The sequence below is a fragment of the Vibrio sp. Scap24 genome (genome assembly GCF_013394185.1).
GTDB classification, from domain to species: domain Bacteria; phylum Pseudomonadota; class Gammaproteobacteria; order Enterobacterales; family Vibrionaceae; genus Vibrio; species Vibrio pomeroyi.
Window position 1 is genome coordinate 119,264 of the sequence record NZ_CP041333.1, and the last position, 24,066, is coordinate 143,329.

Below are 24,066 nucleotides of genomic sequence, written 5' to 3' on the forward strand. Positions count from 1 at the left end.
GAGTCTAGCCCATTTGTATGCTGGTGGCGCATCTTAGCACAGAGGCATGAGCTTTCAGGTATGCAATTCGCGGGAACAAACAAAACAGCCCACAACATGTCGTCGTGGGCTGTAATTAAAGGCTGGCCAAATAAGGTGAAGCTAAGGCTCGCGCAATCAGATTTTCTCGATGTATAAGATGACCTCTCCGACCTTAAAGCCGAATTTAGACATCTCAGTTTTGTTGAACAATCGTTTGTCATCCATTAAGAACATCCAATCATCTAACACGACTTCATAAGTGCTGCCGTCGACTTCTATTTCTAAATCGTATTTCCAATACAGAGCCGAACCTTGGGTCTCGCCGTAAGCGGTGCCTACTACATCATTGGCAGTACCTGAATAAGTATTTTCGCCGGTTTTAATGAGGTTCCAAACTCGTGTTGAACGCTCACCATCGGCAAAAGAGAACCACTCTTTGATCTCTCCATTGTCACCGTCCCACGTGGCTATAAGCTTGGCGTCGAAGCGGCGCAGTAAATTGCCAGAACGGTCGAGCACGATGCCGTAGGCCATTAACTCGCCATTAAAGAAAGTCTCAAGCTTGAGCTCGGGAGTGGTGTCTACGTGGTTATCTAAACTTGCAGATCCACAGCCTGTCAGCCAAGTGAGAGAAAGCAGTGCTAGAACGAATTTTATTATTTTTGTTTTTGGACTCATTTATTTAAACCTAATAATTGTTTGCGAAGGCCGGGCTCGGATGTGTTTTCAGATAACCAGATGGCTAAAAAGGCCTCGCCAAATTGTTTGTCTTGGATAACCCCGATAGGTTGCTCGTCGAAGTAAAAGCGGCTGACATTGTCTTCAGCGACACGAATCGTAAGCGTGCTTCCTGCTTCTACGTTTGGCCACATCGCATATAACGGCTTCAACCAACGCTGAATGCTGTTATTTGAGTAGCCAAGCTTGTTCCACTGGTCTTCGGTTGCATCGACTAAGTCTTTGCTATCGATAGCGCGGTAATATTCGAGCTTGAGTGCGCGTTCAGAGTTGGTTGGTGTGGTGTAGAATTCAGCAGAGTAGAGCGTCCAAAACAGATAACTCATTTCGCCTTGACCGCGTTTATTTAGGTCATCGACGGCAGAGGCTTGCGCGTTTGCGGTAAATAGCAGCGCACCAAAAATTAGGGTTAGAGTGATGAAGCCGAAAAGTTTGCTTTTGGTCTGCGTATGAAAGTTTGATCGCGCACCAACGCGACTAGTGCCGCTCTCTGATTTGAACGCTTGTGCAGGGTTGCGTGAATAAGCCATAAGTCACCTCGTTGTCCTTGCCATTTCAGGTTGTACTAAGTTGGAGTAGGCGGCCACCAGTAAGGGCAACAAAATCCCCCAACTCATTGCAAGGGCAGCAACTACCGATGCATCTGGCCAAGTAGTAAGGAGAGCGCCTGCTTTGATGCCTCCCCAATAACTACTAGTACCTGCTACGAACCCTATGGCGAACAAGATCACTTTCGAGCATTTTAAAAGCCAATTAAGGCTGTGATTGAAGCTAATCAAAAACATGATCCATAGGCAGATGAGCCACACTGGAAACCATGATTGATTGGCAATTTCAGAATCGACGGCAAACACGCCGAAGTGGAGCATGAGGCTATCGAGTAATAGCCCCAACGGAAGTAAACAGAGTATTTTCAGATCGCTATTGCGAGTTGGAGAGAGAAAGAAGTGCACGGCCACAATCAGTGGCGCGATGAACGGGGCTTGCGCGGTAAAGAATGCACTGCAAACCCAGGTCGCTTGAAACAGAACGAGATTAATAATCCAAAACCGTTTCATCTTTTGCTCCAAAGTAACGAGGTTTTCTTGCTACAACATGGTGAGTGCTGATCACGCGTTCTAAGAATGCACCTTCACAGTAGCAGAAGTAGAAGATCCACAAGCGTTTAAACTCTTCTGAGTAGCCCAGAGACTCTAGCTCTTCCCAACTGTTTTCAAAAGCAACATTCCAGTCGTTCAGTGTGCGAGCGTAGTGTAGGCCGATGTCGTCAATTTCTTGAACCACGAGGTCGGTACTGGTCGCAAGATGTTGGGTCATGACTGAAACGGAAGGTAAACAACCACCTGGGAAGATGTACTTCTGAATAAAGTCGACGCCTTTGCGGTACTTCTCATAACGGCTGTCAGCAATGGTGATGGCTTGAATCAACATCTTGCCTGAAGGTTTCAGTAACGAAGAACACTTCTCAAAGAAGGTTTGCAGATATTCGTGACCTACCGCTTCGATCATCTCAATAGAGACCAACTTGTCATATTCACCTGTGAGGTTGCGATAATCCTCTTTTAGTAGAGTGATTTTGTCGGTTAAACCAAGCGCTTTTACTCGCTGTTCAGCAAGCTCGTGCTGAGCATCTGAAATGGTAGTGGTAGTCACATGGCAGCCATAATGTTGCGCCATGAATATCGCCAAGCCGCCCCAGCCAGTGCCGATTTCGACCACGCTATCTGATTCTGAAAGTTCTAAACGCTCACAGATGGTTTTCATCTTGTTTTGTTGGGCTTTAGCAAGGGTTAACGCGTCTTCGCTGTAGATAGCTGATGAGTATTGCATTGAGCTGTCTAGAAATCGCTCATATAGCTCGTTACCGATATCGTAGTGAGCCAGAATGTTGCGTTTAGACCCTTGTTCGGTATTGGCATTCTTACGGCGCAATAACAAATTTTTGATGCGAGATATCCACTGAGTCTTGTCGTCCAACTCGTCTAGTTGCGCTTGGTTGCGCGCCATGATTTGGATAACGCGAGTCAGGTTCGGGCTAGTCCACTTACCATCAATATAAGCTTCGGATGCGCCAATACTGCCGTTGATAACGACATCTCTAAAAAAGGTCGCATCATGAATCACGATTCGGCCTTTCAAGTCTGCTTCTCGATCACCAAACACCGAATGCTGATCTCGCTCGATGATTTCAAGCGTTGCGAATTGTAGGCGTTCTAGCACCTTGAAGATTAAAGCTCGATATTTACAGTTGCTTGAAACAGCAACGGCATTAGCTTGTTGTTCAATGTTGTTGTTTTGTTTTGCAAGCTGTTCCATGTAAACCTCGCTGAGAATTCATTCTAACTTTTTTCCAACTAAAGTCGGGTGCTGTTCTTTGGTTTTATTCACCCGAGTCGCTAATTGAGCTGTACTATTTAGTTACTGTGAGGACACTTAAGACGTTGAGTCTGGGTGCGCCACGAACGGTACTTTTTTTAGGAATAATTTGAGAGCCTGATAATAGATTCCCATCACGACTTTTATCGTCATTGCCGGAATCTTGAATACCGTTCGTCTAATGTTTTTCTTGGTCACAGACTGCTTGGTCAGTGCCAGTGTCGCATCGAAAATTTTGTCGCTTCTTCGGCTCTCGATGTGAACGAGTGTTCGTTTCGCTGGTGGCTTAATTTTCCAAAAGTAGGTCATGTTTAAGTCCATGAACGGCGAAACGTGAAACTCTTTCTTTACCTTCAGCTCTTGGTGCATGTCGATGAGGTAGTAGTGTCTTTCTCGCCAAGGCGTGTTACTCACTTCAGCCAACATATATTTGCAATCGCCTGTTTCGTCATAACAGAAGAAGCAGTTGATCGGGCTGAAATAGATACCTAAACAACGGCACTGTGCCAGCATTGTTACACGGTTTGAATCAGACCAAACCCCACCAAGTTGTTGCACTTTGGAAGCTATACGTTGCTTGAGTGATTTAGGTTCATCCGCTAATACATTTTCTTTTTTTTCAGCGAGATAATCCGATTCGACAAAGCGAATCGGGTTGTACCATCGAGTCCCAAACAGCACACTGCGTGCTGTGGTTTTAGGCAGTTCATCAAGATCCAGCCCCATCATATAAAGCTGGTAACTGAACTCATGAGTGATGTCGCCAAAACGGCGATGTCTGACGTTACCCCAATAGATACCGCTGAGCTCTTCACTCTTTTCGGATGCGATCCCCATGTCGGGTGTCATGGTGTGCATGTTCATAGTACTGAACTCGTACTCAAATCTAAGCCGAAGCGTTTAGTCACATCAAGCGCACTGTGGACGCCATCTTCATGGAATCCGTTGTACCAATAGGCGCCTGCAAAGTGGGTCTTGTTTTGGCCGCAGATTTTTTCACGTTGTTGCTGTGCGTTCACCGTGTTCGAATTCAGAACAGGGTGGTGATACACAAAGCTTCGAATGATTTTCTCTGGGTCAATCGCTTCACTCTGATTCAAGGTTACGCAGAAGGTGTCTTGGCTTTCGATACCTTGCAGAATGTTCATGTTGTACGTCACACAAGCTGGTCGCTGGCTGTTGCCGTCGAGCATGTAGTTCCAGCTCGCCCACGCTAGTCTTCTGTCTGGTAGCAGGTTGGTGTCTGTGTGCAGAACCACTTCATTGCGGCTGTAAGGGATCTCGCCGAGTACCTGCTGCTCTTGTTCAGTTGCGTCACCAAGTAGGCGCAGAGCTTGGTCTGAGTGACAAGCGAATATCACTTCATCGAAGTCTTGTGTGCCGCCATCTTCAAACTCAATCGTAATGCCAGTCTCTTGGCGGGTGACCTGTTTGATTGATGTGTTCAACGCGACTGGTTTGCTCAAGCGCGAAAGAATGACCTCAACATAAGAGCGAGATCCTTTCGGTATCACATACCACTGCGGGCGGTTGGCAATGTCGAGCAGGCCATGGTTATAGAAGAACTGAATAAAGAATTTAAGCTCAAACTCTTCCATCTCTTCTAAGCTTGTCGACCAAATCGCGGCGCCCATCGGTAGAATGTAGTGCTGGCTAAAGAAGTCGGAAAACTGGTTATCACGCAAAAAACTGCCAAGGGTAACGTCAGGTGTAAACACATTGCTTTCGAATTGCGCCTTACACAATTTGTTGAACTTAAGAATGTCAGAAACCAAAGACCAGAACTGCGGTTTGAAGATATTACTTCGTTGAGCAAACAGAGAATTAATGCTGTGGCCGTTGTATTCAAACTTGGTGGTTGTGTTGTGAACGCTGAAACTCATCTCGGTGGGTTGCCTTTCGACACCCAGTTGCTCGAGGAGTTGGTTGAAATTTGGATAGGTTCGATCGTTGAATACGATAAAGCCAGTGTCGATAGAAAACGCCAAGCCTTGATGTTCAATATCAACAGTGGCGGTGTGACCCCCAACGTAATCATTTTTTTCGAATACCGTTACGTCGTGGTGCTTATCTAATATGTGCGCGCAAGTGAGTCCAGAGATGCCTGAACCAATAATGGCGATTTTCTTCATTGTTATACCATCCTTGAAGCGAGTTTTTGCCAAACTGGAGTTGGAAGCATTCTTAAAAGCTTCATCAACATGATGAATCGTCTTGGGAAATCGATCTCACTCTTTCCTTGAGCAATACCAGTTACGATTCGCTGAGTTGCGGCCTCACTACTAATAATCATAGGCATAGAGAACGTATTTCGCTCGGTTAATGGCGTTTCTACGAAGCCAGGGTGCACAATTGAGACATGGATGTCGTGCTGTGCCAGGTCAACCGAAAGCGTTCTTCCTAAATATGTGAGTGCCGCCTTTGAAGCGCCATAAGCCTCGGCTCTAGGCAAAGGCAAAAAGCTGGCGCTTGAGCTTACCAAAACCAAGCGACCGCCGGGTTTGATATTTTTGAGCCACGCTTTTAAGGCGTAGCCAATGGAGATTAGGTTAATGTTGATGACGCGCTCGAAAAGCTCCGCATCAAAATTCATTGGGTCGTCGATGTACTCACAATCCCCCGCGTTCAAAATCAGCAGGTCGAGCGGCTGGTCTGGGTCTAGCTCAGGGAAGTTGTGGTAATCGGTTAGGTCAAAGCAAAGTGGCTCTATCGATGAGTGAGATAAATCCGTCTCGCGGGAATCGACTAAGGCTTGCAGTTTGTTTGGGTTACGGCCACAAGCAATCACCTGATGCCCTTGTTGAGCATAATCGAGTGTCAGTGATTGGCCGATACCTGAGGTCGCGCCTGTGATCATAATACGCATTATCGGCTCGCTCTTTTCTTGATGGATTTGATTGCGTAGCCCAAGACTGGGATGTGCTCATACAACATCGAGCCGACGTCGAGGTAGTCTCTGTGATAGATCACTTGGTCATCGAGCATCTTCAAGTGGCTGTGGCCTTGAACTTCGATAGGCTTTTGACCATTCAATTGCTTGTGAGCGAATTGCATCGTCCAATACACCGCGGCTTCGCCATTGGCTTCAAAAACGTGCTCGATGTGGAAATCACAGCTGGTCACTTGCGTGTAGATGTTCTCGAAGTAATGAGTTAGCGCAGCAATTCCGCTGACATGATGCAGCGGATCTTGGAATTCGATATCAGGGTGATAAACCGTCTTTAGCACGTCGAAATTGTCGGTTCCGAGTTCTCGATACATGTTGAGAAAGTTATCAAGCCATAGAGAGTTATCCATAATGTTCACTCTAATTATTTGAAAAAGGCTAAGGCTCTCAATCGTGCTTCTTTGTGTTCAACGATGGGTTGCCAGTATTCGCTGTTAATTCCGTTTTTTGCAATGTAATCGTGTGGAAAATGCACATGCTTGTCGGGAATATTTTGCAGCTCTGGTATGTACTTACGAATAAAAATTCCTTTCGGATCAAACTTTTCACTCTGGGTGATTGGATTGAAAATTCGGAAGTAAGGTTGAGCATCACAGCCAGTACTTGAAGCCCACTGCCAACCACCATTGTTAGCGCTGAAATCACCATCGATAAGGTGCGTCATAAAGAATCGCTCGCCCCAACGCCAGTCGATAAGCAAGTGTTTGGTCAGGAAGCTCGCCACCACCATTCTTAGTCTGTTGTGCATCCAACCTGTATCAACCAATTGGCGCATGGCTGCATCAACTAACGGGTAGCCGGTTCTCCCTTCACACCAAGCTTTGAAGCTCGAGTGATCCTGATACCAATCTAAGCCGTTGTACTTTTGTTGAAAGTTAGCGCCTTTAACCAGTTTAGGATGATGAAACATTAAGTGCTTATAAAAATCTCGCCAAATCAATTCATTAAGCCAAGAAAAGGCAGACAATTGCGAGTCAAACAACAGATCTGGTTGTTGCTGAATCAATTGAATTGCTAACCATCTTGGGCTCACTGCACCGATCGTCAAGTAAGGTGACAGGCCAGACGTTCCTTTGACGGAAGGGATGTCTCTCAGGTGTGCATAATCGTTGACTTTGTTAGCCAAGAAATTAGGGATCACGCTGCTTAGTACATCTTCGCTCATTGGCCAGCGACTTGAATCAACGCGAGGGAAGTCGAAGTCGTAATCATCGGCAAGTCGATAGGCTGAAAGGTTGCTTGGGAACTTCGTTTTTGAGCTTTGGTCAGCAGGGCTTTCAGGCGGCATCACCGGAGCATGACTACATTGGATGCCTTTAGCTTGTACCTGTTTTAACCAAGCGTTTTTGAAGGGAGTGAATACCTTGAACATCTCGCCTTGCTGATTAAGCACACTACCCAATGGCAGCATCACGTCGCAATCGCTGATTTGGAGGTTCACACCGCGTGTTATGAGTTGTTGATCGCGAGCTTGCTCATCCACTTCAGGCTCTGAATTGGCGTAAACAGACTGAGAATCGAGCTGTTTGCACAAGTCGATAAGCTTTGTGGCTTGGTCATCAAAATCTGTGGCTTTGAGGTGCAGCAGGGTGATACCGAATTCAGCGAGCTGTGATTCGAGCTGCTTGAGGTGTCGGTAAATGAAATCTGCTTTTATTGGAGCAAGGTGATGTTGTTGCCACTGCTTCGGAGTTGAAATAAAAACGGCGATAGAAACGCCGTTTTCAACTGCAGCGACGAGAGCTGGATTATCGTGAATCCGCAGGTCTCGTCGTATCCATAGAATGTCGCTCAATATCCATATCTCAGTTTAAGTTCTTGCGGGTGAGGGTTGAGATAAACCTGTGATTCTAGGTACTCGTTCGGATATTCCATCAAGTAGTGGTTGATCAGTGTCAGTGGCACTAATAGGGGAATAACGCCCTCTCTGAATGAAGCAATTTGGTTCGCAAGCTCTTGCTTGTGAGCGCTGCTCAGTTGCTTCTTAAAGTAGCCTTGTAAATGCTGCAGTGTGTTGGCGTGACTGCCACGATTTGCGTGATGTGATAACGCCGTCATCAAGCCTTCGATGTATTGGTCTGCAAGCTCGTTAATGTCGAGGTCGTTGCCTGCTAAAAGCTTACCAAGGCGTTTATAACCTTCTACGTGGTGACACATCACTAGGTATTTATGAGCACTGTGGAATTGAATCAACTTGTGCTTGGTAATACCTTCGTCAACTAAGTCTAACCACTTCTGGTAAGTGAACACGCGAGTCATGAAGTTCTCACGCAGGATAGGATCGTTAAGACGACCATTCTCTTCAACCGGAAGCAGCGGATTGCCATCCATTATCTGTTGGGTGAACATACCCACACCTGTTGATTCAGAGCCACGGCCATGATGGTGATACACCTTCACACGCTCCATGCCGCAAGTTGGGCTCTTCTGACACACGATGAAACCCGCTATATGTTGGTTGTTCTTCGAATAGTTTTGACCAAATTCGATTAATTCATTGGTTACATCACCAGACCCGTCAGGACGAGAAACGTGGATGATGTCGTCTAACATTCTTGTTTGGCGAATGGTTGGACGTGGAGTTGGAAGACCAACGCCCATCTCTGGGCAAACGGGTTCCAGCTCAACGTAATCTGCTAGGTCGTCTGTACAAAAACGAGAGCGTTTATGACCTGTATCGAAACGTACTTTGTGTCCAGCGACACATGCACTGATACCTATTTTAATTTTCTTTTCCATTGGCCAACTCCTTTGCTCTTGCTCTGAGCTCTTTCTTATATTTCAACATTGCTAATCGTACTTACAGAGCTGGGTGTGTTTTTAATTTTTACACCGTAGATGTTTTTATTCAGATGTTTGGACGATATACAGGGTAGCTTCATGCCATCCTGTATATTTATAGCCTGCAACTGGGTTAATAGATATATTTTCCAAGTGGATTGAATATTTGACTTACACCTTTTGTGAAGTAGAGCGCGTCACTTGAAACGGTCAAACACACACAACCTTCTTTGGTCGCAGGTTGGTGAGTATGGTTACCATCCAACCAGATGAAATCGCCTTTGTTGTAGACGCCCATTTCGTCTTCGAAACTGCCTTCTAAAAGCAGCGTGATCTCGAAGCCTTTGTGAGTGTGGCAAGGCACTTGTCCATCTTTATCGATGTGCAACAAACTCGTATGGTGTGCTTCGTCATCGAAATCGAGTCTTGCTCGTGAAATTTTGCCTAGGTTCATCCAATCTTTTCTCGCCACTGAATTCAGAGCGCGAGGAATTGTGAACGTAGTATCTGCAACGGTAACTTGCTCTACCTTAGGTTCAACTTCCACCGACTGGGATAAATCAGCAGTGATCTGCTCGATTGCATCAAAGTCGAAATCCATGTCGTCCATTGAAAAGCCGTCTAACTCTTCGCTCGCAAACGCAGGTTCCTTATCAAAGGCATTGTTAGCCGCTTCGGCCGTTAACTGCTTCACTTTCTCTTGGCAGTGTTCACATAGCTCTACATGGCTCGACACAATCAGAGACACTGAGTCAGCAAGCGTGCCGTCAACAAAATCTTTCAAAATTGCTTCGTTAGGGTGATGTTTAATCATGGCTTTGTTCCCCCATGTGAACCTTGAGTTTGGCTAAAGCGAGTCTTAGACGTGATTTCACGGTTCCAAGCGGGACGCCAAGTTGTTGTGCAAGCTGCTCTTGAGAGAGTTCTTGAAAGTAAACGCCTTTGACAATGGTTTTCTGAGCCAGAGGCAGCTTCTCTATTTGAGTCATCACGTGTCGGCTCATCAAATGATCGCCAAACGGTAATTCATCGCTTTGAGATTCAGCAACCATCGCGTCGATAGGCCAGATGTCGTCTGCGATTGTCTGTTCCGCTTTGGCCTTTACCTTACGCAACATATCAAAAGCGGCGTTTCGCATAACGGTGTAGACCCAAGTGGTCGCAGCGCCCTTGTCTTCATTGTAAAGATGAGCTTTCTTCCAAACGTTGGTCATGGTGTCTTGAACCAGCTCATTCGCAGCAGCTTCGCCGCCTAACTTGCTAATTCCGAAACGCTTTATCTTGGGAGCAAAGAACTTGAACAAACAGGTAAATGCCTGCTTGTCTCTGTCTGTACCAACCAAGACTAACCAACTTGAAAGCTCTGCTGGAACCTTGGATTCGGTCGTTGTTTTTTTGTCTGGGATAATGACATGCTCCTTGCCTTTCCCTGAACTTCTACTTTCGACTTGCATAGTAAATAACCATCATGCGAATTTGATTGGCACTACGTGAAAGTTGAAGGCCGGGATCACTTTAATTTAAATTAATTTCCACTATACAAAATTATAGTGAAGAAAAGTGCTTATTGCCCCGTAATGATTTGATTCAAAAGAGGAACTAAAGAAGGAAAGCTAGCGGGTTCGGTGAACTCTGTTTTCTTTTCCAAAGGGATAGGCATCATCTCGAGTAGTCGAGCGCAGATCCATTGCGGGCTTTCGAAATCAGGTGTGGGGTAAAGGGTTCTTATCGAATCGTGGTCGCGAAACAGTTGAACCAAAAATGCTGTAAACACGTTAGGTACGTCGTATTCGAGTACTGGCCAATGGGGAAGCGGTCTGAATTTACTTTTGATTAGGCCATCGGTATCTCTATGAGAGGAGTGAAGCTGCACAAGCTGCTGACCTTCCACATCGATCTCTAATATCTGATCATCAGACATATTAAAGTCGACGATGGATACCTTGGTTCCCCAAGAGCTGAGGTGTTCTGACTTTACGTTGTCTTGAGTGGCAATGATAAAGCCATCGCCCTGCGCTGCGTGAGCAACCATCGCAAGGTATTTGGGCTCAAAAATGCGCAGCCTTTGTCTCCCTCCAGGTAACAGGAAGACGGGGAGGGGAAACACAGCGAGTTCTAAAGAAGACTCTACGGGTGTTTCTGGTTCGGCTTTTGTCCGTGTGGTCTTCCTAGGTGTATTAGGCACATAGCACTCCTTAGTTCAGATGTGATTCAAGGAGATATACGGGCAGTGGCTAGGGTTCGATCAATTCGCTGTGGCTGTAATTGTTTGCTGCTATTTGGTGAGGATATGTTTTTTGTTGCACCTGTTCATAAATTCATTGTTTTAACCTTCTTTCATCGGCGGTATTAGGTACTATATGTACAAATAGTAAGCGAATGGGTAGTGGCTAGACGATGCTGCTATCTAACGTTCTTCTTTACCTGACATCGCATCAAAGGAATGGTCATGATTGTTATCTATGGTATCAAAGAGTGCTTAAATCCAATTAAGTTGCAACTCTCGAACGTGTTGCAGCAGTGTTTGAACAGTGAGATGGGTTTACCTGATGACAAGCGCGCCCATCGGTTTGTGCCATTAGAAAGAGATGATTTCTTTTACCCTGAAGGACGGACAGAGGCCTACACCGTTATTGAGATCAACATGATGGAAGGTCGAGCGGTGAACACCAAGAAGCGCCTAATTAAGAAGATATTTTCTGAAATAGAAAAGCAGCTGGCTATCTCTCCGATTGATATTGAAATCACCATCAAAGAGCAGCCATCGCACTGTTGGGGATTCCGAGGCATGACAGGCGATGAAGCTCAAGATCTTAAGTACAAAGTGAAGGTTTAGGGTTTATGCTCTTAACACATAAGACTTAAGCCTTAAGCCTACCTATCAAGTGACGGCTTTGGAATTTGATGCCAAAGCCGTTTGTCTCGTTCTCGACACTAACCTTTAAGCATTCAAACATTCAAGCATCTAAGCATCGTCACTATCTTTTAAATACTGATGCCAATTCTCTGTAATCACATCAAAGTGCTCGACGCAGAACTCTTTTCTGTCTTTCAAATAGTCGTTTTCCACTTCATCGAGTAAATTCTTATAGGCTTCAGGGTCGCTGCCATACACCAAGCACAGAGTAGAGAAGTAACGTTGAAGATCAAAGCTGTGCTCATCGATGTATTCACCTAAATCATAATATTCAGGGCGGTCTTCAGATTCGAAGGCAAACATGTCGGCCGCGCTGATCGCGGCATCAGCGCCGTGTTCCACGTAGTTCAGCAGCAGGATGGTTGCTAGGTTGTCGACCGCATCTTCCTCTTTGCCCAAGATGGCAATCTTTTGGTCTTCGATATAAGCATGTCCAGCTTCGTGAAGCAGTGTGTGCAGCAAGGTATCGACAGCCCCAGTTTGTGCCGATTTTCCGTACTCTTTTTCGTATTGGTTCTTCTCAAAATAATTGAGCGATTCGGCGTAAAAACCGTATGGGATGAGTACCTGATGGGTTTGTGGATCGTAGAGTGGGCCATCATCGCCACCGTATTGAATGACCAAGGGCTGCTTGAACATGAATAGCTGATTAGATAGGTCAATCACGGTGTCATTGACGCCGCTGAGTTCAATCTCTTGCTTGATCTGCCTTTCTTCATCAGTTTGAGGTGTTGCATATTCAACGATCAGGTTGTTAGGCAGTGTATTGTCATTGGATGCTTCACTGGACGCATAAGTTGTGGCAAACACAGAGCCAATGGCTAGGCTATAGATCAGTGCTTGTTTCAGGTGTGTCATCGCGGATCCTTGTGATTTGTTTGAATGTTCAGCTCTAGATTGATTCGCGAGCGACTGAAGGTGGATTGATAGACAGTTTAGGTTAGATTTCATCCCATTGGCGATTTTTAAGATAAATTTCGGTTCACGTAAACCCTTGTGCTATACTCCGCGCCCCAATCCGAATTGGCTTGCTTAATCTTAGGAAATTATTATGAGTGCTAAAAACGAACTTCAACAAATTAACAACCGTCTAGACAAGTGTCGCCACAAGTTAGATGCTGCTAAAACTCGTAATGATCGTCCTGTTGTTCGTCAGTTTGAAGAAGAGATTAAGAAGCTAACGAAGAAAATTGCCCAGCTTAAGCACAAGCAAAGCTTCGATGTGAATCAAGAACGTAAGTCGTTGCTTGATATGCCATTTAGCCGTGAAATCACGAAAGCTGAGCAAGCAGATATGGGTAAACTGAAAAAGTCTGTAAAAGGATTAGTGGTTGTTCACCCAATGACGAAGATTGGTAAAGAGCTTCGCATTGAGGTTATGACGGGTTACGCACCGAAAAAATTCTAATTACCAGCGATGGTGATAAAAGAGGAGCTAGCAATAGCTCCTTTTTGCTTTTTTAGGCATGCAGAAAGCGGAATATCGACAATAACATTTGTATCAGCCTAGACTTATTTGGAGGTGATTGTTGTCACAAAACCTTCTATCTCCTATAAAAGTTAACGTGCCACTAACATGACACTAGGCAGACGCAGTAATGTGTTCGGCTTTCAAATCCACAATTTCTTACCGATTTGCATAAATATAGGTAGAGCAGCACAAATAATTACAGATAAAACTAGACTCATTAGGGAAGATGAGAACGTAAAAAAATAGAGGTTATATGAATCAATTAATTTCAATAGGGCCACTAGAATCCTTCCTAATCGCGATTAGTGTTTTGTTTCTAGGGCATTTTGTAAATGCAAAGCTACCGGTTCTCAAAAAGTACAACATTCCTGAGCCCATCGTCGGCGGCTTGATCGTCGCTTTTGCTATTACAGCCCTACATTTTAACGGCGTTGATCTTGAGTTCTCCTTGCCTTTACAGAACACATTCATGTTGATGTTCTTTGCAACGGTTGGCCTTGCTGCTAACTACACCCAGCTTATAAAGGGTGGCGCAAAGGTGTTCTTGTTCTTAGGTGTCGCTTCGGTTTACATCATTATTCAAAATGGTGTGGGCGTGACACTGGCAACCGCCCTAGGTCTTGAACCTTTAATGGGTTTGATAGCGGGTTCTATTACGTTATCTGGCGGTCACGGTACAGGTGCGGCTTGGTCTCAAACCTTCGCAGACACGTTTGGCATTGCTAACACCTTAGAAATCGCGATGGCTTCTGCCACCTTCGGTTTGATCATTGGCGGTATCATCGGTAGCCCTGTGGCGCAAAAGCTGATTGATAAGAACAATCTTGAATCTGAATACGGTACTGGCACGCAAACGCACGAACGCTTCCCTGAACTGGTTACTTATAACGAGTACGAAGAAGACAAAGTGACGGCGAAGAAGGTGATTGAAGTATTGTTCATTCTTCTTATCTGTATCACGGGTGCGAGATATCTAGAGCAATGGGTAGCGACCTTTGAGATTTCTTGGTTGATGATTCCTGACTTCGTTTACGCGTTGTTTATTGGTGTGTTCATCACCAACGTTTTTGAAGTGACTAAGCTGCATAAAACCGACAGCGAAACGGTCGATATTTTAGGTACTGTGTCATTGTCACTGTTCCTAGCGATGGCGCTAATGAGCTTGAAACTGTGGAACATCTTTGACCTTGCGATTCCGTTCTTGGTCATCCTTGCAGTTCAGGCCGTTGTGTTGGGTATCTTCTCTTACTTTGTGACGTTCAAAGTGATGGGTTCGAACTACGATGCTGCGGTTATGGCGGGTGGTCACTGTGGTTTCGGCCTAGGTGCAACACCAACAGCGGTAATGAACATGGGTTCTTTGGTGAACCGATTCGGTCCGTCACCACAAGCCTTCATGGTTGTGCCAATCGTTGGTGCCTTCTTTATCGATATCGTTAACCTGATAATCCTACAAGGGTACATCTCGTTTATCGGTTAATGTGAACACCACGTTTAACGTATAAAAAAGCCAGTCTGTAGACTGGCTTTTTTCGTTTTACAGGCACCGATTATGTTATTAAGTTTATGTCGGTGAGCTGGCTTGTAGCTCTTTAAGCAGAGGGAAAGCGGCTTTGGTGTGCTCTCCCGTGACAATGAACCCTACCAACTGCTCATCTTCATTAAAGCCTTTTGCGATAATGCCTTTCGGGTCGAAGCGCGTTTCCCAACTCTGCGCGGTTTGAATATCACGCCCGGCAAGCTGAATTGGGTAACTTGGCGTTTTCACCTTAGTAATGATGTGAGGCAAGCTGAACTTTCCTTCTCCCGCCATGTGCTTATCTTTATCCATAGAGAGCTGCTTCGCCAACACGTTTGCAGACAAAATAGCAGGTTGCAGATAAGCCATCACACGCCCCTCTATTTCGGCGCAGTCACCAATCGCATACACATTCTCGGCACTGGTTCTCATGGTTTCATCGACCACAATCCCTCTGTTTACATCGATGCCCGCTTGTGTCGCGAGCTGCGTGTTTGGCCTTAGTCCTGCTGCTGCAATCACGATGTCGGTTCGTATCAAGCGAGAAGCGGTAGTTTGCAACCTGATGCCATCAGTTAGATAAGTTGCTCGACACACCGCAGAATCGCTTTCAACGATGACGCCTGCTTTTCTTAACTCTCTTTCCAACTCTAGGGACACGAAAGGTGGCACTAAGCTACTGAGCAAGTAACTCGTGGGTTCGATGATAGTGACATCTTTGCCTGCGGTTTGAAGGTCGAAGGCGAGCTCGACCCCGATCAAGCCGCCGCCAATCACAGTGACTCGCTGTGCATCATCCACCTGCGCTTTGTGTTTTTCGAACTCTTCCAAGCTATTAAGAGTAATCGTCGCGCTGCGTTTCAGTCCTTTCGCTGGTGGTATGAAGGGCGTTGCGCCTGTTGCTAATACCAACTTCGAATAATGGATGGTTTCGTCATCAACATGAATACATTGCTGTTTAGTGTCTATCTCGCTCACCAGCGCTTTGGTCTTGATAACAACGTTGTACTGTTCAGCCAACTGTTTCGCACTATGTATTGCCAGTGTTTCAGGCGTCTGTGCCTGACTGAACGCATGCGAAAGGTTTGGCTTGCTGTACTCAACGCCCGCATCAGCGGTGATCATGGTAATCGCGATATCTTGGTCGAGCTTGCGTACCATCTTGATGGTTTGAAGGGCAGCAAAACCACCGCCCACTATAACAATGTTCGACATGCTACTTCTCCACAAACACTTCTTTGCCTAAATGACATTCAGGGCAAAGGAAATCATCAGGTACTTGTGCCCAAGGTGTTCCTGGTTCAACGCCTTGGTAAGGTTCGCCCAATTGTGGGTCGTACACCCATTCGCATACTGTGCAACGCCAGCAAGTGCAATCTGCGCTGTGTACGGGCTTATCTTGCGTTTGCTCTAGGTTCTGCTCTGCTGTGTCCTTTAGTTCTGTTGTGGTGCTCGTCGGTGCTGATTCAATGCGTTGAAGTTTGCGCTCCACCTGTTTAGGTTGGCTAATCTCGGTTTCGTCGGCGCGCCAAACCTCAGCCAGTGTCATGCCGTAATCGATGCATTGGCGAAGGGCATCTGTATCTGGTTTCCAGTGGATGTGTTGAGGTGCGCTCACCTCGAAGTTGGCTTCACGTAAGCGAGCATCGATGCGTTTTACTGCGCCGCCAGTCCAACCTGAAGATCCAAATGCTGCGGCTCTTTTTCCTGCAAAGCGCAGGCCGTGTATTTCTTCAAGTAGCGCGGCGATTTGCGGCATCATCACGTTGTTCATGGTTGATGAGCCAACGAGTACGCCCTTTGAGCGGAAGATATTGGCAAGGATGTCATTCTTGTCGTGCTTAGAGATATTGAAGACCTTGATTGCCGTTTCTGGGCTTCCTTTACGGATCCCTTTGGCAATAGCATCGGCCATCATACGAGTGTTATTAGACATAGTGTCGTACACAATCGTGATGCGATCTTCTTTGTAGGCTTTTGACCACTCGTAGTATTGCTCAACGATTTGGGTGGCGTTGTCGCGCCAAATACAGCCGTGAGAAGTGGCAATCACATCGATAGGCACACCTAAGCTCAACACCTCTTCGATTTTGGCTTTCACTAGAGGTGCAAATGGCGTCAGGATATTAGAGAAGTATCGTAGGCACTGCTCGTGCAGTTCAACTTGGTCTAGTTGGTCGTTGAATAGGTTCTCGTCACAGTAGTGTTGGCCGAAGGCATCATTACTGAACAGGATTTCATCGCCAGTTAGGTAGGTCGCCATTGAATCTGGCCAGTGCAGCATTTTCATCTCAACAAAGATAAGTTGCTTGCCGTTACCCACATCGAGCGTGTCGCCAGTTTTAACGGTTCTGAAGTTCCAGTCTGGCTGATGATGATGGCCAACAATCGAGTTCACCCCTGCTTCAGTGCAGTAGACGGGCGTATTGGGGATCTTAGCTAATAGCGCTGAAAGGGCACCTGCGTGGTCTTCTTCAGCGTGCTGACAAATGATGTAGTCGATGTCATTGATATCGATTTCCATCTCAAGGTTTGCAAGGAATTGCTCAGTAAAGCGATGATCAACGGTATCAACAAGCACCGTTTTCTCTTCACGGATCAGGTACGAGTTATAGCTGGTACCTTTGTTCATGTGGTATTCCTTACCGTGGAAGTGCTCGGTTTCCCAGTCGTGGACACCAACCCAATGAACATTTGATTTAACGTGAATAGTCATAATGATAATACCTTATTTAAATATCTAAGGTCATCATTGCACTAGTTGTGCCATGTTTTTAACTGGTTGTTTTAGAGGGATTTGTTTGGTTTTTGAACTTCTGATTGTGTCTTTATGACTTGTGCATTTTTGTAATCATAATGATTTTATTATGTCTTTTTGACTTATGTGTTTTAAGTGCGTAGCAGCAGTTGTATAGCATGAATAAAAAAAGGCCAGACGAGAGTCTGGCCAAATAAAGCAGTGCGATTTGTTTGTTTTAGCTATTACAGCGTAGTAGCTGTTATAACGTAGTAACCACTTCATCAAGAGCTAGACGCGCTTTTGGTTTACCGTGGTTGTAGTCTTCGCCGTCTTTGTGGTAGCCGATAGCGAGTGCTACATCAACAACGTGACCTTCTAGTTCTTCTGCAAATTCTTCGCCGATCATAGCAGCGTCTACGCCTTCCATAGGAGTTGAAGCGATGCCTAGACGAGCTAGTGTGTGCAGTGTGTTACCTAGTGCGATGTAAACTTGAGACTTAGTCCAGTTACCGTTGAAACCTGTTTCGTCTGTGTTCATTTCTGCGAATGCGTAAGCACCTAGGAATTGCTCGTACATTTCAGCTGGTAGGTGACCAGAGCTTACTTCTGTATCAGCACGCTTAGCGAATTTCTCTTTAGTGTACTTAGGATCATGAGCAAATAGGATCGTGTGTGACGCTTCTTTCGCATGTGGTTGGTTGAACTGGAACATGTTCTCGAAAGTGTTGTGGAAGCGCTGTTTAGCTGCGTCGCTCTCAATGATTATGAATTTCCAAGGCTGAGAGTTAATTGAAGAAGCAGACAAACGAAGTGCTTCTTTGATTACTTCCATGTCTTCCGCAGAGATGCGTTTTTCTGCATCGTATTTTTTAGCTGTGTAACGAGTGTTTAGATCAGTAATGATTGGATGAGTCATGTTGAATCCTAATATCTATCAATAATAAATGTTGTAGGGTTTTATGTTCGGTAACGTCAACAATAAACAGATAACGCATTTAAACGAATCTCAATAGATTGAGCGTCTAAATAGTTATCGAACATGCCCCAATTAAATCGAGTATCTGCGGTAGCTCAAGTCGATAGGTGTAAGATAATAGAAGATGGGTTGGGGAAAAATAGCGAACATATCAAATCACTATGGTAAATAATGTCCACAATGAGAGCTTAAGTGTGATCTTGATGTGTTATGGCGCACTAAGATCAGCAGCTTAGTACGCCTTGATGCCATATTGACGCAATAATGGTGGAAGTACGCTGTCTAGGTTTGGGATATTTTCTGGGGTGAGTTCAATTAAGCTGAAGCCGTGTTCTGCGTATGTTTCTCTCGTTTCAACGCGTTTGTCTTCTGCTATTGGGGCAGAGTCGGTTCCCCAGTACTGGATGTATACCTTGCCATTTGGCAGGTAAAAATCGCTGATCACTTCTTTTGATATTGGCAGCGGACGCTCATACGCATGCACCACTCCTGCCATATAAAGCCAGTTATCGATGATTAGCTCTCCCTTTGAACGAACATAGTGCCCATCTAAGGTTCGGTGTTTGGCCTCAAACTTCTGACGGAAGCTAGAAAACGATACATCGGTCGAGTGGCTTTCTGCATCGTGGCCTAAGAACTCGACAACAGATTGCTTTAATCGTTTATTGCGGACCAACGAGTCGTGCCACACCACGAATAAATTCTCAGTCGCTTTGTCTTCTCTTTGTTCCCCTCCGGCTTTTAAACCTGTTGAGGTGACGTGCCAGCCATCTTCTTCTTTCGTTATCCACCCAAGTTCATTGAGCAATAAGTTGATCTTCTTGGCGCTGAGCTCAAAGGCGTGACCAAGTTGCGTCGCGGTTAATGTTTTGCCAGAGAATGACTCTAAGTCGATAAGTAGTTTTTCTGGCCATACGATAAAGACACCAAACTTTTTGTGCTCCACATACTCCCCACCAAAACTTTCCCCTCGCTCTGTCAGTACCCAACGCTCTTGTGAACGCACAATATAGCCAGCGGTTTTTAGATCACTAAATAGCGCTTTGGCTTCTACGCCTTTCTGCTTCGCGAGTGCTGATGTGGAAATTTTGTCTGACATAGTCTTTTCTCAAAGCAGAGCGATCTGCGGATTCAGGTTGAGGCGGTGGTGAATATGAATAGGTAAATACAATAACACATCTCTTGCCGCTGACAGCAGTGCGTTGTGCTCAGCTTTTGCTGAAAGAGTGTGGTGAAGGTGCGCATGATGCACAAGCCGATGGTGTAATCGAGAAGATGCGATAGGATAATTTTGAGTGTGATCTATATCTCATTGATTTTGTAATTAAATTACACAATGCCAATTGATACTCAAGAGTGTGCGTATATTTCACGCTTTGTATGGCGTTCTTTTATACGTGGTTTATAGTTTTATGGAGTGAACTTTTATTAAGTGTGATTTTGATCACTATTTATTTTTTGTGGTTACGGGTGAAAGTGTGATCTTGATCGTGCATTAATGAGAATTGTTCTCACTAATTTTGCTTTGTAATTTAAATTCATGACATTTTTGTGATCTGAAGCGTTGCTGTTAACCCCAAAGTGTTTTTTGTGTGTGATGTTTATCACGAAAGTTGGGCTGGGGTGCATTTTGGGAATGTTGTGATACATTTTAATCAACTTTTGAGCACACACTTTCGGTCATTTGACCAACCAATACACTACGGGGTTCTACCTATGTTATCACCAGAAGCTAAGATCAAGGTTCAAAACTTTGGTCGTTTCTTATCTAATATGGTAATGCCAAACATCGGCGCATTCATTGCGTGGGGTTTCATTACTGCACTATTCATCCCAACAGGTTGGTGGCCTAACGAAACGTTAGCATCAATGGTTGGTCCTATGATTACATACCTTCTACCACTATTGATCGGTTACACCGGTGGTAAAATGGTTGGTGGTGACCGCGGTGCGGTAGTCGGCGCTATCACAACAATGGGTGTTATCGTTGGTACTGATATCCCAATGTTCATGGGTGCAATGATTGTAGGTCCACTAGGTGGTATCGCAATTAAGAAATTCGATGAAGCTGTTCACGGTAAAGTGAAGAGTGGTTTCGAAATGCTAGTGAACAACTTCTCTGCTGGTATCATCGGTATGATCTGCGCAATCATCGCGTTCATCGTGATTGGTCCTGCAGTTAAAGTTCTGTCTTCTGGTTTGGCGGCTGGCGTTAACGTGATGGTTGAAGCAGGTGCACTACCTCTTGCATCTATCTTTGTTGAACCTGCGAAAATCCTATTCCTAAACAACGCAATCAACCACGGTATCTTCTCTCCACTAGGTATCCAGCAATCTGAAGAAATTGGTCGTTCAATCTTCTTCCTAATCGAAGCGAACCCAGGTCCTGGTTTTGGTCTTCTACTTGCTTACATGGTGTTTGGTAAAGGTAGCGCGAAGCAATCTGCTGCTGGTGCTTCTATCATCCACTTCCTAGGTGGTATCCACGAAATTTACTTCCCTTACGTTCTAATGAACCCACGTCTAATCCTTGCTGTAATCGCAGGTGGTATGGCGGGTGTATTCACTAACGTAGTGTTCGATTCTGGCCTTATCTCTCCAGCATCTCCAGGTTCTATCTTCGCAGTATTGTTGATGACACCTAAAGGCTCTTACATCGGTGTGATTCTTTCTGTTATTGCTGCAACGGCTGTGTCTTTCATCGTAGCTTCAATTCTACTTAAGACTTCAGCTCAAGGTGACGACGAAGATTCACTAGAAAAAGCCTCTGCTCAAATGAAAGACATGAAAGCGTCTTCTAAAGGTGCAGCTGCAGAAGCAAACGTAAACCTAGCGGATGTTAAAGCTGTCTATGTAGCTTGTGATGCAGGTATGGGTTCGAGTGCAATGGGTGCTGGTCTACTTCGCAAAAAGGTAGCTGCAGCAGGCCTAGACATCGAGGTAACCAACTACGCAATCAACAACCTACCTGCTGATTCGCAAATCGTTATTACGCATAAAGACTTAACAGACCGTGCACGTAAAACCGTACCAGGTGCAATGCATATGTCTCTGAACAACTTCCTAGACGGTGGTGTATACGACCAGCTAGTCGCTGAGCTTACCGACGCTCAAAGTGGCGAAGCGAAAGTAGAAGCTCCGGCTCCTGCAGCCGCTCCAGCACAAGAAGGCAACAAGCTTGCACTAACAGACGACAGCATCTTCCTTGGCCTAAAAGCGACTCAAAAAGAAGACGCAATCAAGTTCGCTGGCGACCAACTGGTAAAACTTGGCAATGTATCACCTGAATACGTAGCTGGCATGTTTGCTCGTGAAGAGCTTGTGTCTACCTACCTAGGTGAGTCTATCGCAGTACCACACGGCACAATCGAAGCGAAACAATACGTACAAAAAACCGGCATCGTTTTCTGTCAGTACCCTGAAGGTATTCAGTGGGGCGAAGATGAAGATGATATCGCTAAGATGGTTATCGGTATTGCCGCACAAGGCGATGAGCACAACATGGTGCTGATGGCTATTACCAATTCACTTGATGATGAAGAAGCTGTGGAATGCCTACAGAACACAACAAACCCTGCTGATGTTCTACGTATTCTCAACGGAAACTAAAAAGCTCTAGTCAAGCTCCTGAGTGAAGGAGGCCGGTATCCCCCTACTGGCCTCATTTTCGGTCTTAATCTCTCTAAGAAGATTCAGTCTGAATAGCTTACTGCTTAATGCCTAGGGCACATCGTCAAGGCATGTTGTTGAGCAGTTAGCTATCTAGATTCAAATATTTATAAGGTCAAAATTATGAAAGCGTTACATTTTGGTGCAGGTAATATCGGTCGTGGTTTCATTGGTAAGCTTCTTTCTGACGCTGGTATGAAGGTTACGTTTGCTGACGTAAATGAAACGGTTGTAAATGCGTTAATTGAACGCCAAGAATACCCAGTTAAGATTGTTGGCGAAGAGTGTGTTGTTGAAGTTGTTAAGAACGTAACGGCAGTAAACTCAGCCACAAGCGCAGTGGTAGATTGCATTGCTGAGTCTGACATTGTGACAACAGCAGTAGGTCCTACTGTTCTTAAAATTATCTCTAAGTCTATCGCTCAAGGCATTGAAAAGCGTGCAGCAGCAAACAACACTGCGCCAATGAACATCATCGCGGCAGAGAACATGGTTCGCGGTACTAGCCAATTAAAAGCAGCAGTTCTAGAGCATCTTTCTGATGACATGAAAGCCTTCACTGAACAGCACATTGGTTTTGTTGATTCAGCGGTTGACCGTATCGTTCCACCGGCAGAAGCTGGCGAAACAGACCCACTAGCAGTAACGGTTGAAACGTTCAGTGAGTGGATCGTAGACCAAACACAATTTAAAGGTGAGATTCCAAACATCCCAGGTATGGAATGCACAGATAACCTAATGGCTTTCGTTGAGCGTAAACTGTTCACGCTAAACACAGGTCACTTGGTAACGGCATACCTTGGTGTGCTTGCGGGTCACGAGACAATCAAAGATTCTATCGAAGACGACAAAATCCGCGCTGAAGTAACAGCAACGATGGAAGAGAGTGGTGCAGTTCTGATCAAGCGTTACGGCTTCGATCCTGAAGCGCACGCGGCATACATCCAGAAAATTCTTGGTCGTTTTGCGAACCCGTTCCTACGTGATGAAGTGGATCGTGTTGGCCGTCAGCCTATTCGTAAGCTGAGCCCACAAGATCGTCTAGTCAAGCCATTGAACGGTACGCTAGAATACGGTCTTCCTAATGCACACCTAGTAAAAGCGATCGCAGCTGCGTTCCATTACAAGAATGAAGATGACCCACAAGCGGTTGAACTTCAGGCAATGTTCGCAGAAAAAGGTTTTGCTGAGACATTAGCGCATTATTCTGAGCTGAATAGTGACTCAGAAGTTGTTAAACTAGCGGAACAAGCTTATCTAGCATTGAAATGATAAATCATCAAAGTGCCACACCTGTGGCACTTTCTTATTACCGAGCCGTTATGCCAATACATCCTAGCCACGAAACTGAATTACTCGAAGCCCTATCAGAAGCTGAGAGCGCTGGCGCCTGCCTAATGGCAGCTTATGATGCATTGGATGACACGGTGGATGCGGTTTTAAAAAACATTTTCAAGAAAGACGACACGGCGATTAAATTCGTTGTCGAGCCACTACTCAACAGTGGTGGGCCTTTGGGCGAGATCATGGTTCGCGGTAAGCTTCTATTGGGGCTTGGTGTGATCAGCAAAGAGCTTTATGACGATTTAGAGGTTTTCGTAACCTTGAAAGAGTGGGCGAAAATACAAGGTGAAGACACCAGCTTCACGGAAGTTGACGTTATTTTTGAGCTTAACAAGGTACACGCTATTCAGCGTATTATGCCTATCGAATATGATGCAGAGATGGTGGAATCCATGTCTGGCCCTATGCTTCAAATGTTCTTGGGCAGACACCATCAGAAAGTGAAGTCGACGATCGTTTTGGCTATCACAGACATCATCAACACCTTATGCCGCGATAACGCTTTGAGTTCTTAGTTTTCGTTATTCAGCATTTTCTTTGCAATTCAGCCCTCTACAACTTGTTATA

24 protein-coding genes are annotated in these 24,066 nt (G+C 45.3%); 6 read left to right on the plus strand and 18 right to left on the minus strand.

Translation table 11 applies throughout. The annotated features are described in order from the left end of the window. Positions 1–156 precede the first annotated feature (156 nt). From FLM53_RS16145 to FLM53_RS16205, 13 genes are all read right to left on the minus strand, one after another. Positions 157–699 carry a DUF3833 domain-containing protein gene (locus FLM53_RS16145; protein WP_176679024.1) on the minus strand — a complete coding sequence of 181 codons (543 nt, stop codon included), beginning with the start codon at positions 697–699 and terminating at the stop codon, positions 157–159. Then, on the minus strand, positions 696–1,289 hold the full coding sequence (locus FLM53_RS16150) for a chalcone isomerase family protein (protein ID WP_176679023.1): 594 nt from the start codon (positions 1,287–1,289) through the stop codon (positions 696–698). The genes FLM53_RS16145 and FLM53_RS16150 overlap by 4 nt, the downstream gene beginning before the upstream one ends. A 3-nt stretch (positions 1,290–1,292) precedes the next feature. Further along, positions 1,293–1,817, minus strand: coding sequence for a DUF2878 domain-containing protein (locus tag FLM53_RS16155; protein WP_176679022.1), 525 nt, complete (start codon positions 1,815–1,817; stop codon positions 1,293–1,295). Next, the gene (locus FLM53_RS16160; protein WP_176679021.1) at positions 1,795–3,075 is read right to left on the minus strand and encodes a cyclopropane-fatty-acyl-phospholipid synthase family protein; all 1,281 of its coding nucleotides are present in this window, start codon (positions 3,073–3,075) and stop codon (positions 1,795–1,797) included. The genes FLM53_RS16155 and FLM53_RS16160 overlap by 23 nt, the downstream gene beginning before the upstream one ends. A 117-nt stretch (positions 3,076–3,192) precedes the next feature. Beyond that, a complete protein-coding gene (locus tag FLM53_RS16165) occupies positions 3,193–3,999 on the minus strand; it encodes a DUF1365 domain-containing protein (protein ID WP_176679020.1) in 807 nt (268 codons plus the stop codon). Then, positions 3,996–5,267: an NAD(P)/FAD-dependent oxidoreductase gene (locus tag FLM53_RS16170; protein ID WP_176679019.1), complete on the minus strand. Its 1,272-nt coding sequence runs from the start codon at positions 5,265–5,267 to the stop codon at positions 3,996–3,998. The genes FLM53_RS16165 and FLM53_RS16170 overlap by 4 nt, the downstream gene beginning before the upstream one ends. A gap of 2 nt (positions 5,268–5,269) precedes the next feature. Then, entirely contained in the window at positions 5,270–6,001 is a 732-nt protein-coding gene (locus FLM53_RS16175; RefSeq protein WP_176679018.1) for an SDR family NAD(P)-dependent oxidoreductase, read from the minus strand. Further along, positions 6,001–6,432 carry a nuclear transport factor 2 family protein gene (locus FLM53_RS16180; RefSeq protein ID WP_176679017.1) on the minus strand — a complete coding sequence of 144 codons (432 nt, stop codon included), beginning with the start codon at positions 6,430–6,432 and terminating at the stop codon, positions 6,001–6,003. The genes FLM53_RS16175 and FLM53_RS16180 overlap by 1 nt, the downstream gene beginning before the upstream one ends. Before the next feature lie 14 nt (positions 6,433–6,446). Further along, positions 6,447–7,877 (minus strand): deoxyribodipyrimidine photo-lyase, encoded by a 1,431-nt coding sequence (gene phrB, locus FLM53_RS16185; protein WP_176679016.1) that lies wholly within the window; start codon positions 7,875–7,877, stop codon positions 6,447–6,449. Further along, positions 7,874–8,821: a DUF523 and DUF1722 domain-containing protein gene (locus FLM53_RS16190; RefSeq protein WP_176679015.1), complete on the minus strand. Its 948-nt coding sequence runs from the start codon at positions 8,819–8,821 to the stop codon at positions 7,874–7,876. The genes phrB and FLM53_RS16190 overlap by 4 nt, the downstream gene beginning before the upstream one ends. Positions 8,822–8,996: 175 nt before the next feature. Next, positions 8,997–9,677 (minus strand): ChrR family anti-sigma-E factor, encoded by a 681-nt coding sequence (locus FLM53_RS16195; protein WP_176679014.1) that lies wholly within the window; start codon positions 9,675–9,677, stop codon positions 8,997–8,999. Next, positions 9,670–10,317: a sigma-70 family RNA polymerase sigma factor gene (locus FLM53_RS16200; RefSeq protein WP_132761601.1), complete on the minus strand. Its 648-nt coding sequence runs from the start codon at positions 10,315–10,317 to the stop codon at positions 9,670–9,672. Before FLM53_RS16200 ends, FLM53_RS16195 begins: the two co-directional genes overlap by 8 nt. 110 nt (positions 10,318–10,427) lie before the next feature. Beyond that, positions 10,428–11,048, minus strand: a complete 621-nt coding sequence (locus FLM53_RS16205; protein ID WP_176679013.1) for an LON peptidase substrate-binding domain-containing protein — start codon at positions 11,046–11,048, stop codon at positions 10,428–10,430. A 264-nt stretch (positions 11,049–11,312) separates the two neighbouring features. Between FLM53_RS16205 and FLM53_RS16210 the strand changes: the two genes are divergently transcribed. Then, complete coding sequence (locus tag FLM53_RS16210; protein ID WP_017070218.1) at positions 11,313–11,699, plus strand: tautomerase family protein; 387 nt, start codon at positions 11,313–11,315, stop codon at positions 11,697–11,699. A 129-nt stretch (positions 11,700–11,828) separates the two neighbouring features. On the opposite strand, the gene FLM53_RS16215 is transcribed toward FLM53_RS16210, so the two are convergent. Next, positions 11,829–12,638 (minus strand): DUF4344 domain-containing metallopeptidase, encoded by an 810-nt coding sequence (locus tag FLM53_RS16215; protein WP_176679012.1) that lies wholly within the window; start codon positions 12,636–12,638, stop codon positions 11,829–11,831. A 193-nt stretch (positions 12,639–12,831) separates the two neighbouring features. Between FLM53_RS16215 and FLM53_RS16220 the strand changes: the two genes are divergently transcribed. Both FLM53_RS16220 and gltS read left to right on the plus strand, forming a co-directional pair. After that, positions 12,832–13,188, plus strand: coding sequence for a YibL family ribosome-associated protein (locus tag FLM53_RS16220; protein ID WP_132761598.1), 357 nt, complete (start codon positions 12,832–12,834; stop codon positions 13,186–13,188). Positions 13,189–13,504: 316 nt separating this feature from the next. After that, complete coding sequence (gene gltS / locus FLM53_RS16225; RefSeq protein ID WP_176679011.1) at positions 13,505–14,731, plus strand: sodium/glutamate symporter; 1,227 nt, start codon at positions 13,505–13,507, stop codon at positions 14,729–14,731. An 84-nt stretch (positions 14,732–14,815) separates the two neighbouring features. On the opposite strand, the gene norW is transcribed toward gltS, so the two are convergent. From norW to FLM53_RS16245, 4 genes are all read right to left on the minus strand, one after another. After that, the gene (gene norW / locus FLM53_RS16230) at positions 14,816–15,985 is read right to left on the minus strand and encodes an NADH:flavorubredoxin reductase NorW (RefSeq protein WP_176679010.1); all 1,170 of its coding nucleotides are present in this window, start codon (positions 15,983–15,985) and stop codon (positions 14,816–14,818) included. A 1-nt stretch (position 15,986) separates the two neighbouring features. Next, the gene (gene norV, locus FLM53_RS16235) at positions 15,987–17,486 is read right to left on the minus strand and encodes an anaerobic nitric oxide reductase flavorubredoxin (protein ID WP_176679009.1); all 1,500 of its coding nucleotides are present in this window, start codon (positions 17,484–17,486) and stop codon (positions 15,987–15,989) included. 283 nt (positions 17,487–17,769) lie between these two features. Then, complete coding sequence (locus FLM53_RS16240; protein WP_161685409.1) at positions 17,770–18,426, minus strand: NAD(P)H-dependent oxidoreductase; 657 nt, start codon at positions 18,424–18,426, stop codon at positions 17,770–17,772. Positions 18,427–18,718: 292 nt separating this feature from the next. Further along, positions 18,719–19,585 carry a glycerol kinase gene (locus FLM53_RS16245; RefSeq protein WP_176679008.1) on the minus strand — a complete coding sequence of 289 codons (867 nt, stop codon included), beginning with the start codon at positions 19,583–19,585 and terminating at the stop codon, positions 18,719–18,721. 617 nt (positions 19,586–20,202) lie between these two features. On the opposite strand from FLM53_RS16245, the gene FLM53_RS16250 reads away from it, so the two are divergent. The 3 genes from FLM53_RS16250 (at position 20,203) to FLM53_RS16260 (ending at position 24,014) form a co-directional block, all read left to right on the plus strand. Beyond that, the gene (locus FLM53_RS16250) at positions 20,203–22,095 is read left to right on the plus strand and encodes a PTS mannitol transporter subunit IICBA (RefSeq protein ID WP_132969294.1); all 1,893 of its coding nucleotides are present in this window, start codon (positions 20,203–20,205) and stop codon (positions 22,093–22,095) included. Between the two features lie 183 nt (positions 22,096–22,278). After that, positions 22,279–23,427 carry a mannitol-1-phosphate 5-dehydrogenase gene (locus FLM53_RS16255; protein ID WP_176679007.1) on the plus strand — a complete coding sequence of 383 codons (1,149 nt, stop codon included), beginning with the start codon at positions 22,279–22,281 and terminating at the stop codon, positions 23,425–23,427. Positions 23,428–23,477: 50 nt separating this feature from the next. Beyond that, positions 23,478–24,014: an MltR family transcriptional regulator gene (locus FLM53_RS16260; RefSeq protein ID WP_218113438.1), complete on the plus strand. Its 537-nt coding sequence runs from the start codon at positions 23,478–23,480 to the stop codon at positions 24,012–24,014. Positions 24,015–24,066: the final 52 nt, after the last annotated feature.